Raw genomic sequence first — 12,807 nt, 5'->3', positions numbered from 1 at the left:
GCGGGGAGGCCGTTCACCCCACCACCGGGAGCCGGAAGCCCTCGGTGCCGCCCTGCCCTGCCCCGGCCGCGGGGGTGATGCCGGCGGCCTCGTTGAGGCGGCCGGAGCGGAAGGGCTCCAGATCCAGGGCCACGAACTTGAAGCCCAGGGACTTGAAGGCGCCGTTGATCCGCTCGCGGATGCTGGCCTCGAAGAAGCGCGGGTACTCCTCGCTGGCCAGCTCGATGCGCGCCACGTCCTGGTGGTAGCGCACGCGGAACTGCTTGAAGTCCAGGGCGCGCAGCTCCGACTCCGCGGCGGCAATCTGAAGGAGCCGGTCGCGCGTCACGGAGGTGCCGTAGGGGATGCGCGACGCCAGGCACGCCATCTGCGGCTTGTCCCAGGTGGGCAGCCCCAGCTTGCGGCTCCACGCGCGGATCTCATCCTTGGTGAGCCCGGCCTGCGCCAGGGGGGACGACACCTGGTGTTCCTTCGCGGCCTTGTGGCCGGGGCGGTGATCCTTGAAGTCGTCCGCGTTGAAGCCGTCCAGCACCACGCCCAGCCCCAGCTCCGCGCGCTTCGCCTCGCAGAGGTCGTATAGCTCCGTCTTGCAGAAGTAGCAGCGGTTCGTGGGGTTGGCGGCGTAGTTGGGGTTCGCCAGCTCGTTGCTGGAGACGACGACGTGCCGGGCGCCCAGGCGGGCTGCCAGCTCGCGCGCCTCGCGCTCCTCCTCCGGGGCGACGGAGGCCGACAGCGCGGTGAGCGCCAGGGCGCGCTCGCCCAGCACCTCCACCGCGACCTGGAGGACGAAGGTGGAGTCCACGCCGCCGGAGAACGCCACCAGCGCGCTGCCGTGGGTGCGCAGGGCTGCGCGCATCGCCTCCAGCTTGGGGCGGGACGCTTCACAGAGGGCTTCAATCCGCTCGGGGCTCAGCATGGGGGACTCCTAAAACGGAAGGGCCCCGGATTGCACGCGCATCGCGCGAGCAACCTGGAGCCCTTCGACAGTCAGGACGACGGTGGGGCCCTAGCGGGCCTTGCTCTTCGCGGCCTTCTTCTTCGCGGCGGGGGCCGGCTTGCCCACGCGGGCGGCGCGGGTGGCCGGACGCGCCTTGGCGCCCTTGGAACCCTTGTCCGCCTTGGGGGCCTTGACGGCCTTCGCGGCGGCGACCCGGACCGGCGGGTCCTCTTCGTCGCGGCGGGCCTTCTTCGGCGGCAGCGGGTTGGCCTTCATCTTCTTGCCGGTGATGGTCTTCAGCTCGTCCGTGGACATCAGGCCCAGGTCCAGCAGCGCCTGGAAGATCTTCGTCCCGCCGTCCTCCACCGACTCCGTGTCGGAGTAGATGGTCACCTCAGGCGAGGTGGGCGGCTCGTACGGCTCCGTGATGCCGATGAAGTTCGGGATCTCGCCGTTGAGCGCCTTCTTGTAGCGGCCGGTGGTGTCGCGCTCGATGAGCTTCTCCGTGGGGCAGTCGACGTAGACCTCCACGTACTTGCCCACCGCGCGGCGCACTTCCTCGCGGCTCGACTTGTAGGGGCTCACGCAGGGGACGAGCACGGCCGTGCCGTTGCGGGCCAGGAGGCCGGCGACGAAGCCCAGGCGGCGCACCACCATGTTGCGCTCGTCCTTCGTGTCGCCGATGCCAGCCCACAGGTCGTTCTGGAGTTCGCCCTCATCGAGCACCTCCACGTTGCGTCCGACCTGGCGGAGCCGGGCCGCGATGTAGGCGGCCGTCGTGGTCTTCCCGGTACCGGACATGCCGGTCAGCCAGAGGGTGAATCCAGTGTTGGTGGCCATAAGGGTTCTAACTCCCTGCGTCCGGAGCGCTTCTTGCACGCGGCGTGGGACGCGGCAGATCCAATAGACCGCCGCTTTATAGACGAAAACCCGGTCACTTGACAATTCGGACCCACCTTTCCGCAGTGGGGCTGGTTGCCGGGCAAGTTCCCGCCCTTACACGGGTTTTTCAAACCTGAAATCCGCCAATGGAAGCGGAACAGTCTGAAAATCACCCGCGCTCCAAACTGTCCGCGAGGCGGAGGCTGCTCGGCCTCCGTGTATGGCCACTACAACATATGACACTTGGGGCAGAAGTGCGATTCCCGAGGGAGCGGCCTGGCGGCGATCTTCGGAAGAGAACACTGCGGGCGCCTCCACGTGCGAGTGGAAGACGCAGGCCACCGCCTCCTGTCGCGCGTCCGCTTCCAGGCAGACCTGGAGCCACGCCTCGGGCGCGAAGGCGTAGGCGACGCGCGGCGTGGGGGAGACGTTGGGCAGGGGGACGACCCGCCAGGAGCCACCCTCCCCCGCCCCGCTCCGGAGGATCACACCGCAGCCTTCATGGGGCCACGCGGCCTCCAGATGGCGGATCATCCGGGCGAGCGTTTCCGGTGGGGGTTCGTGGATCAGGACTTCGCTTCCGCCGCCGCGCAGCGCGAGCACCGGCGCGGCTCCAGGTCCGTCATCGCGCCCGGGGCGCTCAACCACCTGCCCCCCAGCGAAGGCCCCATGCCCAGCCGCAGCCGCTGGAACACCAATGCGCCCAGGGCGCCCAGGGCCACGCCCATCGCTCCGTCCGGCGGCGTACCCAGGTGGCGCACCGTTTCTCCGAAGCACCAGACGCAGCCGTCCGCGCCCCGGAACACCACCGCCCCGCGCGCGCCGTCACCGCCGAGCGCGACCCAGGGGGCTTCCCCGCTCCAGGCCGCCGGCAGCTCCGCGAGCAGCCCGCCGCCGGGCGTGCCCACCGCGTCCGGGTTCACCTCCGGCACCACGCGCGCCAGCACCTCCGACACGGGCTGGCCCACGTCGTGCGCGGACGCGAGGAACCCTGGCGACCAGGGCCCCATGGTCAGTGAGCCCACGCCCGTCACCGGAGTGCCGCCGCCCGCCAGGTACGCCGTGGCGGTGAGGCCGGACGCGCCCAACCCGTCCACGCGCGCGCCGCCCGACAGCAGGGCCTCCTGCCCGCGCCCGCCCACGTCCCGCAGGAGGATCTGCCGGGAGTAGCGGAGAATCTGATCCTCGCGCAGCGCCATGACGCCCTCTTCAGCCTCCCGCCATGGCGGGGATGAGGGTGATCCGGTCCGCGTCCTTCACCGGCGTGTCCAGGGCCTTGAGCGCGCGCACGTCCTCGTCGTTGAGGAAGACGTTCACGTACCGGCGCACGGCGCCCTTGTCGTCGAAGAGGCGCGCGCCCATGCCGGGGAAGCGCGCTTCCAGGTCGCGCAGCACTTCGCCCACGGTGGCGCCGGTGGCCTGGACCTCGGACTGGTTGCGCGTGAGCGTGCGCATGGGCGTGGGAATGCGAATCGTGGCCATGGTTCATTTCCCCCGCTTTCGGATGATCAACCGGTGCGTGCCGTCCCCGCGCGGATCCAGGGACACCACGTCGTGGCCCTCGTCCTTCGCGCTGCGGGGCACGTTCTTCAGGGGCTCGTCGCCCTTGAGCAGCACCTCCAGCAGCGTGTCCGGGGGCAGAGACTCCAGCTTCAGCTTGGTGCGCACGTAGGTCATCGGACACACCTCGCGGGTGATGTCCAACGTCGCCGTCACGTCGGGCATGCGGTGTCCTCCTGGGAGGAAGGGAATGGGGGCAGCGATTGGATGGCGCACCCCGGGCAGTCGGGCGCGCGCGTCACCTTCACCGTGCGCCCCTCCAGCGTCTCGCCGTCGAGCACGTGCAGCGTGGCCTGCCCCCGCGGCCCTGTCGCCGCGCCCGCCAGCAGCTCCAGCGCGAGCAGCGCCTGCACCGCGCCGATGAGCCCCGCCATCGCGCCCAGCACGCCTGCCTGCGCGCAGGTGGGCACCGCGTCCGGGGGCGGCACGTCCTCGTAGAGGCAGCGCAGGCACGGGCCGCCGGGGTCGATGCGCAGGGCCTGTCCGTGCATGCGCAGCACGCCGCCGTAGACCAGCGGCACTCCGGTGAGCACCGCCACGTCCGACAGGAAGAACTTGGTGGCCACGCCGTCCGTGGCGTCCACCACCAGGTCGTGCTCGCGGAAGAGCGCCTCCGCGTTGCCCGCGTCCAGGCGCTCCGGGAGGGCCTCCACGCTCAGGCCGGGGAAGGCACGCAGGAGGCCGGCGGCGGCGGACTCCGCCTTGAAGCGGCCCACGTCCTGGGTGCGGTGCCAGAGCTGCCGGGGCAGGTTCGTCACGTCCACCCGGTCCGGATCCACCAACGTCAGGTGGCCTACACCGCCCTGCGCCAGCGCGAGCGACGCCGGACAGCCCAGGCCGCCTGCTCCCACCACCAGCACCCGCGCGCGCTCGATGCGGGTGGCGTGGGGAATGCGCGCGTGATGGTCGGTATCCGGGGAACCATGCATGGGGCTGGTGCTCCGCGAGGAACGAAACGAATATGGTGCGGCGATTCCACGTCCGGATTCCAGAAGGACCCCAGGACGTTCCCGAAGCCTTCCCAACCGCTGTCGCCACCGCCGCCGTCACAAGCGGCCCTCACCAGCCAGGACATATGAAAAACCTGACCGGCGCGCTCGTGTTTTCCTCCCTGCTGTCCCTGGCTGTCGGCTGCCACAAGAACACCGGCGAGAGCCCCGACGCGGCCACGCAGACCGGCACCGTCAAGGAGGAGCTCCAGTCGGACCGCGACGCCGCGCCCCCCACGGCCACCGCCGAGGCCGGCACGAAGGACGCGAGCGCCGTGACCTACGACTCGGGCGCCAGCGACCGCCTGGCCCTGGAGGCCTGCGTGGACGGCTGGCTCAAGTCCCACAACCTGGACAAGTACGGCAGCCAGAAGGGCACCATGTACGCGGGCGGCACGCCCCTGTTCGACGAGCGCACGGGGCAGACCACGGACCGCCTGGACTTCGTCCTCTCCCGCCAGCCCGAGGCGAAGAAGGCGTGCGTGGACGAAGGCGCCCCCAAGTAGCGCCCTGGCCCTCCGCACCCGCCAGGATGCCGACCTGGCGGCTTGCCTGGAATTCCGCTCCCGGGGAAGGTCCCGTAAGCTGCCGCTCGAATGGACAGCGACCCTCGACCCGGCGACGACCACCCGGCCCATGACCTGAAGGCCCGCGTCCGCGCCGTGCTGGAGCGCCGCAACCTCACGGACAACGTGTCCGCGGAGCAGGCGGCGGCCTCCTGGGAGCAGGACCGCTTCGTCGCCCGGGCCCGCGCGCTGTTCTACGCGCGGATGATGTTCCTCACGTTGGGCCTGCTCATCCTCGCGGTGCCCGCGTGGAGCGGCTACTTCGGCTTCAACGGGCCCATCTCCTTCCTGGGCTACTTCGCGATGCTGATCTACAGCGTCGCGAACCTGCTCGTCATCGACCACCCGAAGGCGGGCCGGTGGGTGACGTACCTGTCGCTCTGCATGGACCTGCTGATCACCGTGGTGCTCATCGCCCGGCCGCAGGTGGGCGGCGGCCTTCAGAGCCCGCTCCTGGCGACACAGCTGTTGTTCACCACGCTCTTCGCCATCCTCTTCCCCAAGCCGCTGGCCATCCTGCCGCCGCTCTTGGCGTTGCCCATCACCACGCGCCTGGATCTGCTCCTCAACCGCTCCGTGACGGCGGTGGAGCTGCTCACGCTGCTCTGGTACCTGGGCCTCAACTTCATCATCGTCTACGTGCTCGTGTACCTGAACGAGCGCGAGGCCACCGCGCACCGCGAGGTGGTGTCCCTGCAGGGCGACCTGAAGGAGCTGGCGGTGGTGGAGGAGCGCAACCGGCTGGCGCGCGAAATCCATGACGGCCTGGGCGCGTCCCTGTCGTCGATGATCATCCAGGCGGAGTACATCCTGAACCTCGCGCGCGAGGACGGGCTGCGCACGGAGATCCGCGAGATGAAGGCCACCGCGGAGGAGTCCATCGAAGAGCTGCGCCGCAACCTGCGGATGATGCGCGACGACTTCGAGCTGGCGCAGGGCCTGGAGGACTACGTCAAGACGTTCCGCGACCGCACGGGGCAGGCCATCCGCTTCGAGCGCACGGGCCTGACGCGCAAGCTGCCCCCGGACGCGCAGCTGGCGCTGTTCCGCATCCTCCAGGAGTGTCTGTCCAACGCCGCGAAGCACGCCGAAGCGAAGGAGGTCCAGGTGCGCCTGGACTTCAGCGCGGAGGGCGTGCACCTGGTGGTCCGCGACAACGGCAAGGGTTTCGACCCGGGCCGCACGCCGCGCGGCCACTACGGCCTGCTCAACATGCGTGAGCGGGCCATGAAGCTCGGGGGTTCCATCGTGGTGGACTCGGCGCCCGGCGCCGGGGCCCAGGTGGCCTTCTCCCTTCCCTGCCTTTCCGCCTGACACGCACCGGAGATCCGCCCCGTGGACCCGACTTCCAGCGCCGCCCCCCTCCCCATCCGCGTGTTCGTCGTGGAGGACCAGACCAAGATCTTGAAGAACCAGCTGCGCCTCTTCGAAGGCCACCCGGACATCGACATCGTGGGCACCGCGCTGTCGGGCGAGGCCGCGCTGGATGAGGTGGAGCGCGCGAACCCGGACGTGCTGCTGCTGGACCTGGGGCTGCCGCGCATGAGCGGCATCGACGTCACGCGCGAGGTGAAGGCGCGCTTCCCGAAGATGGAGATCCTGATCTTCACCATCTTCGACGAGGAGGACAAGGTCCTGGAGGCGGTGAAGGCGGGCGCGTCCGGCTACCTGCTCAAGGGCGCCACGGTGGACAAGATCGTGGAGGCCATCAAGGAGGTGCGCGCGGGCGGCACGGTCATCCAGCCGAACCTGGCGCGGCGCCTCTTGCGCCACTTCCGCGTGGAGCCGGACACCGCGCCCGTGCCCACGGAGCCCCTGTCCGTGGCGCCGTCCGCGTCGGAGCCCGCGGCTCCCGTGGCCACTGCCGCGGATGCGTCCGCGCATGAGCCGCTGCTCAAGCCGCTGTCGGATCGCGAGCGGGAGATCCTCCAGCTCATCGCCAAGGGCGTATCCAACAGCGAGGCGGCCCGGCTGCTGTCGCTGTCCAAGGCGACCATCCGCACGCACCTGGAGCACATCTACCGGAAACTCGAAGTGACGAACCGGGTGGAGGCCGTCACCGAGGGCATCCGCAAGGGGCTCATCTCCGTGTAGCGGTGGACCGAACGCGCGCGGCCCCTTCGTTTTTCGGGGCCGACGCGGTGCGTGGCTTCTACAGTGGGGTGTCTTCGTTCCCCTCTGACTGGAGCCCCACCATGGACGTCCGCGCCGCCGTCGCCTTCGAGGCCGGCAAGCCCCTGAGCATCGAAACCGTGCACCTGGAGGGCCCCAAGGCGGGCGAGGTGCTGATCGAGCTGAAGGCCACCGGCCTGTGCCACACCGACGAGTTCACCCGCTCCGGCGCGGACCCGGAGGGCCTGTTCCCCGCCATCTTCGGCCACGAGGGCGCGGGCATCGTCGTGGACGTGGGCGCGGGCGTCACCAGCGTGAAGAAGGGCGACCACGTCATCCCGCTCTACACGCCGGAGTGCCGCGGCTGTAAGTCGTGCCTGTCGCGCAAGACGAACCTGTGTACGGCCATCCGCGCCACCCAGGGCAAGGGCCTGATGCCGGATGGCACCAGCCGCTTCCGCCTGGGCAAGCAGATGATCCACCACTACATGGGCTGCTCCACGTTCGCGAACTACACGGTGCTGCCGGAGATCGCCGTGGCGAAGATCCGCGAGGACGCCCCCTTCGACAAGGTCTGCTACATCGGCTGCGGCGTCACCACGGGCGTGGGCGCCGTCGTCTACACCGCGAAGGTGGAGGCCGGCGCGAAGGTGGTGGTGTTCGGCCTGGGCGGCATCGGCCTGAACGTCGTGCAGGCCGCGCGCATGGTGGGCGCGGACATGATCGTCGGCGTGGACCTGAACCCCGCTCGCAAGGAGATCGCGGAGAAGTTCGGGATGACGCACTTCGTGAACCCGAAGGAAGTGGAAGGCGACCTCGTCCCCTACCTGGTGAACCTCACCGGCGGCGGCGCGGACTACAGCTTCGAGTGCATCGGCAACGTGAAGACGATGCGCCAGGCCCTGGAGTGCTGCCACCGCGGCTGGGGCGAGAGCATCGTCATCGGCGTGGCGGGCGCGGGGCAGGAGATCAGCACCCGGCCGTTCCAGCTCGTGACGGGGCGCGTGTGGAAGGGCAGCGCGTTCGGAGGGGCTCGCGGCCGCACGGACGTGCCGAAGATCGTGGACTGGTACATGGACGGGAAGATCCAGGTGGACCCGCTGATCACCCACACGCTGAAGCTGGAGGAGATCAACCACGGCTTCGACCTGATGCACGAGGGCAAGTCCATCCGCAGCGTGGTGAAGTACGCATGAGCGCGGTGACTCCCACGCTCGTCAGTGAGCACGCGTGCTTCGGGGGGACGCAGTCCTTCTGGAAGCACCCGTCCGAGGCGTGCGGCGGTGAGATGCGCTTCAGCGTCTACACCCCACCCCAGGCGAAGCACGGCAAGGTGCCCGTGCTGTACTACCTGGCCGGCCTCACCTGCACGGAGGAGACCTTCCCCACCAAGGGCGGCGCGCAGCGCGTGGCGGCGGAGCTGGGGCTGATGCTCGTGGCGCCGGACACCAGTCCTCGCGGCGCGGGCATTCCGGGCGAGGACGCGGACTGGGACTTCGGGACCGGCGCGGGCTTCTACCTGGATGCCACCCAGGAGCCGTGGAAGGCGCGCTACCGGATGGGCACGTACATCACGAAGGAGCTGCCCGGCATCCTCGGCGCGCACTTCCCCGCGCGCATGGACCGCGAGGGCATCTTCGGGCACTCCATGGGCGGGCACGGCGCGCTGGTGACGGCGCTGCGCGACCCGGGCCGGTACAAGTCGGTGTCCGCGTTCGCGCCCATCGGGGCTCCCATCCGCAGCCCCTGGGGCAAGAAGGCCTTTGGCGGCTACCTGGGGCCGGATGAGCAGACGTGGCGTGAGTACGACGCCACGGAGCTCTTGAAGGCGGGGCGGCGCGTGCCGGCGCTGCTCGTGGACCAGGGGACGAAGGACAAGTTCCTGCCGGATCAGCTCCACCCGCACTTCCTCAAGGAAGCCTGCGAGGCGGCGGGCCAGCCCCTCACCCTGCGCATGCAGGAGGGGTACGACCACGGCTACTACTTCGTCTCCACGTTCATGGAAGACCACCTGCGCCACCACGGCGCGGCGCTGAACGCGGGCTGAAAAGCGGCCCTTCCGTGCCCCGGGCTTCCACGGCCCGGGGCGCCCCTGCCCCTCAATCCCCTTCCCTCTCCGGCCCGGACGTGGGAGGCGTGGGGCCTATGAGTGCTTCCTTCAAGTCCCTGGGCCTGTCCCCCGAAACGCTGGGCGCCGTGAAGCGTGCCCGCTTCGGTGCTCCCACGCCCATCCAGGCGCAGGCCATCCCGCCCGCGTTGTCCGGCCGCGACGTCATCGGCTGCGCGGCCACCGGCACCGGCAAGACGGCCGCCTACCTGCTCCCCATGATCGAGCGCTTCTCGGGCGAGCGCGGCACGCTGGGCCTCATCCTCACCCCCACGCGTGAGCTGGCGCAGCAGGTGACCGAGCAGGCCCGCTTCTTCGGCGAGCCCCTCCGCGTCCTGCCCACGCTCATCGTCGGCGGCGAGGACATGAACGCGCAGGTGGATGCGCTGCGCGAGCGCCCCACCCTCATCGTCGCCACGCCGGGCCGGCTCGTGGACCTGCTGGGCGTGAAGGCCGTGAACCTGTCCCGCATCCAGACGCTGGTGCTGGACGAGGCGGACCGGATGCTCGACATGGGGTTCCTGCCGCAGATCAACCAGATCCTCCACGCCCTGCCGCGCGACCGCCAGACGCTGCTGTTCTCCGCCACCCTGGGCGCGGACGTGGCGCGCTTCGGACAGCGCGCCCTGCACAAGCCCGTGCGCGTGGAGGTGACCCCCAGCGGGACGCCCGCGCCGCGCGCCGACCAGCACCTCTACATCGTGAAGCCCGAGGAGAAGTGGCCCCTGCTGCTCACGCTCCTCGCGCAGGATGAGGCCAGCGCGCTCGTGTTCGTGCGCACCCAGCAGCGCGCGGACAAGATGAAGGAATTGCTCGCCGCCGCGGGCCACAAGTCCGCCGCCCTGCACGCGGGCCGCACGCAGGCCCAGCGGCGTCAGGCATTGGAGGGCTTCCGCCGCGGGCAGTACCGCTGCCTCGTGGCCACCGACCTCGCGGCGCGCGGGTTGGATGTGGATGACATCGGCCACGTCATCAGCCTGGACGTGCCGCACGGGCCGGAGGACTACGTGCACCGCATCGGCCGCACCGCTCGCGCGGCGGCCAGTGGACGGGCGTCACTCTTCGCGCTGGAAGTGGAGCGCCGCACGCTCCAGGACATCGAGCGCATCATCCGCCAGGAGCTTCCCCGCACGGAGGTGCCGCGCACGGATCCCATCTTCAAGCGGGAGATGCTGGCGTTCCTGGCGAAGCAGCGCGACCCGGGGCCTCGCCAGGCAGACCATGGAAACTCCAAGCGGCCCGAAGGCGCGGCGCCCGGGCGGCATGCCCGGACGCACGGCAAGGGCCGGCCGAAGAGCCCCAGCGGTCAGTGATCGTGGTCGTCGTCGGGGCCGTGCGCGTGGCCGTGCTCGAGTTCCTCGGGCGTCGCGGCGCGCACTTCCTTGATGGCGACCTCGAAGTGCAGCTCCTTGCCGGCGAACGGGTGGTTGAAGTCCACCAGCACCGTGTCCTTGCGCACTTCCTTGACCAGGAAGTCGACCTCGTCGCCCTCCGGATCCGTGGCGCTCAGGATGCCGCCGGCCTTGATCTCCAGGTCCTCGGGGAACTCCGTCCGGGGAACTTCCTCGACGCCTTCCGGATCGTAGTCGCCGTAGCCGTCCGCCGCGGAGACGACGGTCTTCAGGGACTCGCCCGCGGACTTGCCCTCCAGCGCCTTCTCCAGGCCGGGGACGATCTCCTCGTAGCCGTGCAGGTAGACGAGCGGCTCGCCTGCCTCGCTCTCGTCCACGATCTTCCCGTCACCGAGGTGCAGCTTGTAATCAATGGCGACAACGCTGTCCTTGCCGATTTTCATGGGGCCCTCATAGCGCATTCAGTCATGTCGCGGTGGAAGGATGATGATCACCGTTACCGCGTGCACACGGACGTCCTACCAACGCATGCGCAGCTCGAAACGGCCGTGTCCGTCGTCGGACTCCAGCACCGCGCTGGGGTTCGCCGCTCCGGCCTGGCGCAGCGCCTCTTCACAACAGCCCGCCGCGGCCTCCGCCGGGAAGGGATAGCCCTGGAACGTCACCCGCCAGTCCTTCGGGGCCAGCTCCTGCGAGGTGATCTCCACCGGCTCCATCACGGAACGGAAGCTCAGCGCCACCCGCTTCATGGCGCGATCCGGGCCCGCGATCTTCAGGGCCACGTTCACCACCTTGCCCACCAGCGTCTCGAAGTAGCCGCGCACCAGGTCCCGGCCCATCTGCCGCAGGGCCTCCTGCTGGGGCCGGCCCGCGTAGGCCGCCTGCAGCACCAGGTTCTGGCACCGGAGGAACACCGACGCCGGATAGCTGGCCCGGGGCCGGTCCGGGTCGTAGCCCGCCGCCGCCATGCGCTCGCGCAATGGCGTGTCCAATCGCACGCAGCGCAGGAGCGATTCGAACAGCGTGGACTGGATGACGACCTCGGCCGGGGACATGGGCGCTCGAATTGGGGAAACGCGTTGAAACCGGGAAGGCTGGCGACACTACCCTTTCGGGTCCTGGAAGCGAGCCCCCTTGGCATGTCACGTCCAGCGCTTGTCGTTTCAAGGCCTTGGAGCCGCCAGGAGGGCAATCGTCCGCCCCTGGAAACGAATTCCGAGCAGGGCCGTCCGTGAGCCAGACGATGGAAGGCGTCACGGACGAAGCGCTCATGGACCAGTTCTGTCAGGGAGACCAGCCGGCGTTCGAGGCGCTGTTCGCCCGGCACGCCGGGCGTGTGCACGGCTTCCTCGCCCGCATGGTGAGGGACGGGCCGCTGGCGGAGGACCTCATGCAGACGACCTTCCTCTCCGTCATCCGAGCCCGGGGCCGCTACGAGCGGGGCACGCGCTTCACCCCCTGGCTGCTCACCATCGCGGCGAACGCGGCCCGGGACGCACTGCGGCATCAGCAGCACGTGGACGCGCATGCGCACGCGCCGCCGGACGGGCCGACGGCGGTGCCCGCGCCGGACGGCGACCCGGCCATGCGCCGGCGCATCGAGGACGCCCTCCAGCAATTGCCTGTCGAGCAGCGCGAGGCGGTGGTGCTGAGCAAGCTGGAGGGCTGGTCCTTCGAGGAGATCGCCGAGATGCGGGGCATCCGCGCGGGCGCGGCCCGGCTCCGGGCGCACCGGGGTTACGAAAAGCTGCGCGAGCTGCTGGGCGGACTGGAGGAGGCGTCATGAGCCCTCCCTCCGACCCCTGGCGGTCCGCCCCGCCCCGCCTGGACCCGAGGGCGATGGAGCGTGCGTTGGCGGCGTCGCGCGCGGAGCTGGCCATGAAGCGGCCGGTGCGTCGCTGGCGTTCGCAGGCGGTGGGGCTGTTCGCGGCGTCCGCGGGCCTGGCGCTCGCGGTGATGGGCGTGCTGCTGGCCTTGGGGCGCACCACGGGGTCGATGCTGACGGGCCGTGCGCCCATGCTGGCGATGCTGCTGTCCACGGGCGCGGTGTGTTCGTGGGGGGCGCTGTCCCCGCGCGGGCGCCGGTTGCGCTGGGTGGGCGTGGGCATGGCGCTGGCGAGCTCCGCGCTGCTGGTGCTGACGCGGGCTGCCCCGCGGGGCCCTTCCAACCTCCCCGAGTGGGTGTGCACGGTGAGCCATGTGGCCTTGGCGCTGGTGCCCCTGGTGGTGGCGTTGGTGGCGTTGCGGTCGGCGGCGTTCGACCCGCTGCGTGCGGCGGTGGCGGGGCTGTCGGTGGGGACGG

17 protein-coding genes are annotated in these 12,807 nt (G+C 70.3%); 8 read left to right on the top strand and 9 right to left on the bottom strand.

Annotated features, from left to right (window positions below; genetic code table 11):
• Positions 1-13: 13 nt before the first annotated feature.
• The 7 genes from larE to D7X32_RS38925 form a co-directional block, all read right to left on the bottom strand.
• Positions 14-916: an ATP-dependent sacrificial sulfur transferase LarE gene (gene larE, locus D7X32_RS38955; RefSeq protein ID WP_120607588.1), complete on the bottom strand. Its 903-nt coding sequence runs from the start codon at positions 914-916 to the stop codon at positions 14-16.
• A 90-nt stretch (positions 917-1,006) separates the two neighbouring features.
• A complete protein-coding gene (gene cysC, locus D7X32_RS38950; RefSeq protein ID WP_120607587.1) occupies positions 1,007-1,777 on the bottom strand; it encodes an adenylyl-sulfate kinase in 771 nt (256 codons plus the stop codon).
• Between the two features lie 156 nt (positions 1,778-1,933).
• Positions 1,934-2,422 carry a M67 family metallopeptidase gene (locus D7X32_RS38945; protein WP_120607586.1) on the bottom strand — a complete coding sequence of 163 codons (489 nt, stop codon included), beginning with the start codon at positions 2,420-2,422 and terminating at the stop codon, positions 1,934-1,936.
• Entirely contained in the window at positions 2,386-3,018 is a 633-nt protein-coding gene (locus D7X32_RS38940) for a HesA/MoeB/ThiF family protein (RefSeq protein ID WP_120607585.1), read from the bottom strand. Before D7X32_RS38940 ends, D7X32_RS38945 begins: the two co-directional genes overlap by 37 nt.
• A 10-nt stretch (positions 3,019-3,028) precedes the next feature.
• On the bottom strand, positions 3,029-3,301 hold the full coding sequence (locus tag D7X32_RS38935) for a ubiquitin-like small modifier protein 1 (protein WP_120607584.1): 273 nt from the start codon (positions 3,299-3,301) through the stop codon (positions 3,029-3,031).
• Positions 3,302-3,304: 3 nt separating this feature from the next.
• Positions 3,305-3,544, bottom strand: coding sequence for a sulfurtransferase TusA family protein (locus D7X32_RS38930; protein ID WP_014396694.1), 240 nt, complete (start codon positions 3,542-3,544; stop codon positions 3,305-3,307).
• Positions 3,532-4,308, bottom strand: a complete 777-nt coding sequence (locus D7X32_RS38925) for a HesA/MoeB/ThiF family protein (protein WP_120607583.1) — start codon at positions 4,306-4,308, stop codon at positions 3,532-3,534. The genes D7X32_RS38930 and D7X32_RS38925 overlap by 13 nt, the downstream gene beginning before the upstream one ends.
• A 146-nt stretch (positions 4,309-4,454) precedes the next feature.
• Here D7X32_RS38925 and D7X32_RS38920 point away from each other — a divergent pair, with 146 nt between their 5' ends.
• The 6 genes from D7X32_RS38920 (at position 4,455) to D7X32_RS38895 (ending at position 10,466) form a co-directional block, all read left to right on the top strand.
• Positions 4,455-4,874, top strand: a complete 420-nt coding sequence (locus D7X32_RS38920) for a hypothetical protein (RefSeq protein ID WP_120607582.1) — start codon at positions 4,455-4,457, stop codon at positions 4,872-4,874.
• Between the two features lie 90 nt (positions 4,875-4,964).
• Positions 4,965-6,248 (top strand): sensor histidine kinase, encoded by a 1,284-nt coding sequence (locus D7X32_RS38915; protein ID WP_120607581.1) that lies wholly within the window; start codon positions 4,965-4,967, stop codon positions 6,246-6,248.
• 21 nt (positions 6,249-6,269) lie between these two features.
• Complete coding sequence (locus D7X32_RS38910; protein WP_120607580.1) at positions 6,270-7,028, top strand: response regulator; 759 nt, start codon at positions 6,270-6,272, stop codon at positions 7,026-7,028.
• Between the two features lie 101 nt (positions 7,029-7,129).
• Positions 7,130-8,242, top strand: coding sequence for an S-(hydroxymethyl)glutathione dehydrogenase/class III alcohol dehydrogenase (locus D7X32_RS38905; protein WP_120607579.1), 1,113 nt, complete (start codon positions 7,130-7,132; stop codon positions 8,240-8,242).
• Positions 8,239-9,093, top strand: coding sequence for an S-formylglutathione hydrolase (gene fghA / locus D7X32_RS38900; RefSeq protein ID WP_120607578.1), 855 nt, complete (start codon positions 8,239-8,241; stop codon positions 9,091-9,093). The genes D7X32_RS38905 and fghA overlap by 4 nt, the downstream gene beginning before the upstream one ends.
• A 98-nt stretch (positions 9,094-9,191) precedes the next feature.
• Entirely contained in the window at positions 9,192-10,466 is a 1,275-nt protein-coding gene (locus tag D7X32_RS38895; protein ID WP_120607577.1) for a DEAD/DEAH box helicase, read from the top strand.
• Here D7X32_RS38895 and D7X32_RS38890 read toward each other — a convergent pair.
• Positions 10,460-10,948 carry an FKBP-type peptidyl-prolyl cis-trans isomerase gene (locus D7X32_RS38890; RefSeq protein WP_120607590.1) on the bottom strand — a complete coding sequence of 163 codons (489 nt, stop codon included), beginning with the start codon at positions 10,946-10,948 and terminating at the stop codon, positions 10,460-10,462. The two genes, D7X32_RS38895 and D7X32_RS38890, sit on opposite strands and share 7 nt — an antisense overlap.
• A gap of 75 nt (positions 10,949-11,023) precedes the next feature.
• On the bottom strand, positions 11,024-11,560 hold the full coding sequence (locus tag D7X32_RS38885; protein WP_120607576.1) for a DUF2378 family protein: 537 nt from the start codon (positions 11,558-11,560) through the stop codon (positions 11,024-11,026).
• Between the two features lie 188 nt (positions 11,561-11,748).
• On the opposite strand from D7X32_RS38885, the gene D7X32_RS38880 reads away from it, so the two are divergent.
• On the top strand, positions 11,749-12,291 hold the full coding sequence (locus tag D7X32_RS38880) for an RNA polymerase sigma factor (protein WP_120607575.1): 543 nt from the start codon (positions 11,749-11,751) through the stop codon (positions 12,289-12,291).
• Positions 12,288-12,807: DUF1109 domain-containing protein (locus D7X32_RS38875; RefSeq protein WP_120607589.1), on the top strand; the 520-nt coding region annotated here is incomplete at its 3' end. The genes D7X32_RS38880 and D7X32_RS38875, both read left to right, overlap by 4 nt.

It is taken from the genome of Corallococcus carmarthensis (assembly GCF_003611695.1).
Classification (GTDB): Bacteria; Myxococcota; Myxococcia; order Myxococcales; family Myxococcaceae; genus Corallococcus; species Corallococcus carmarthensis.
This window is presented reverse-complemented; position numbering and strand designations above follow the sequence as displayed.

Bases quoted from the DNA above. Each gene is read 5' to 3' on its own strand.
- larE (WP_120607588.1), bottom strand. From the start codon at position 916: ATGCTGAGCCCCGAGCGGATTGAAGCCCTCTGTGAAGCGTCCCGCCCC.
- cysC (WP_120607587.1), bottom strand. From the start codon at position 1,777: ATGGCCACCAACACTGGATTCACCCTCTGGCTGACCGGCATGTCCGGT.
- D7X32_RS38940 (WP_120607585.1), bottom strand. From the start codon at position 3,018: ATGGCGCTGCGCGAGGATCAGATTCTCCGCTACTCCCGGCAGATCCTC.
- D7X32_RS38935 (WP_120607584.1), bottom strand. From the start codon at position 3,301: ATGGCCACGATTCGCATTCCCACGCCCATGCGCACGCTCACGCGCAAC.
- D7X32_RS38930 (WP_014396694.1), bottom strand. From the start codon at position 3,544: ATGCCCGACGTGACGGCGACGTTGGACATCACCCGCGAGGTGTGTCCG.
- D7X32_RS38925 (WP_120607583.1), bottom strand. From the start codon at position 4,308: ATGCATGGTTCCCCGGATACCGACCATCACGCGCGCATTCCCCACGCC.
- D7X32_RS38920 (WP_120607582.1), top strand. From the start codon at position 4,455: ATGAAAAACCTGACCGGCGCGCTCGTGTTTTCCTCCCTGCTGTCCCTG.
- D7X32_RS38915 (WP_120607581.1), top strand. From the start codon at position 4,965: ATGGACAGCGACCCTCGACCCGGCGACGACCACCCGGCCCATGACCTG.
- D7X32_RS38905 (WP_120607579.1), top strand. From the start codon at position 7,130: ATGGACGTCCGCGCCGCCGTCGCCTTCGAGGCCGGCAAGCCCCTGAGC.
- fghA (WP_120607578.1), top strand. From the start codon at position 8,239: ATGAGCGCGGTGACTCCCACGCTCGTCAGTGAGCACGCGTGCTTCGGG.
- D7X32_RS38895 (WP_120607577.1), top strand. From the start codon at position 9,192: ATGAGTGCTTCCTTCAAGTCCCTGGGCCTGTCCCCCGAAACGCTGGGC.
- D7X32_RS38890 (WP_120607590.1), bottom strand. From the start codon at position 10,948: ATGAAAATCGGCAAGGACAGCGTTGTCGCCATTGATTACAAGCTGCAC.
- D7X32_RS38885 (WP_120607576.1), bottom strand. From the start codon at position 11,560: ATGTCCCCGGCCGAGGTCGTCATCCAGTCCACGCTGTTCGAATCGCTC.
- D7X32_RS38880 (WP_120607575.1), top strand. From the start codon at position 11,749: ATGGAAGGCGTCACGGACGAAGCGCTCATGGACCAGTTCTGTCAGGGA.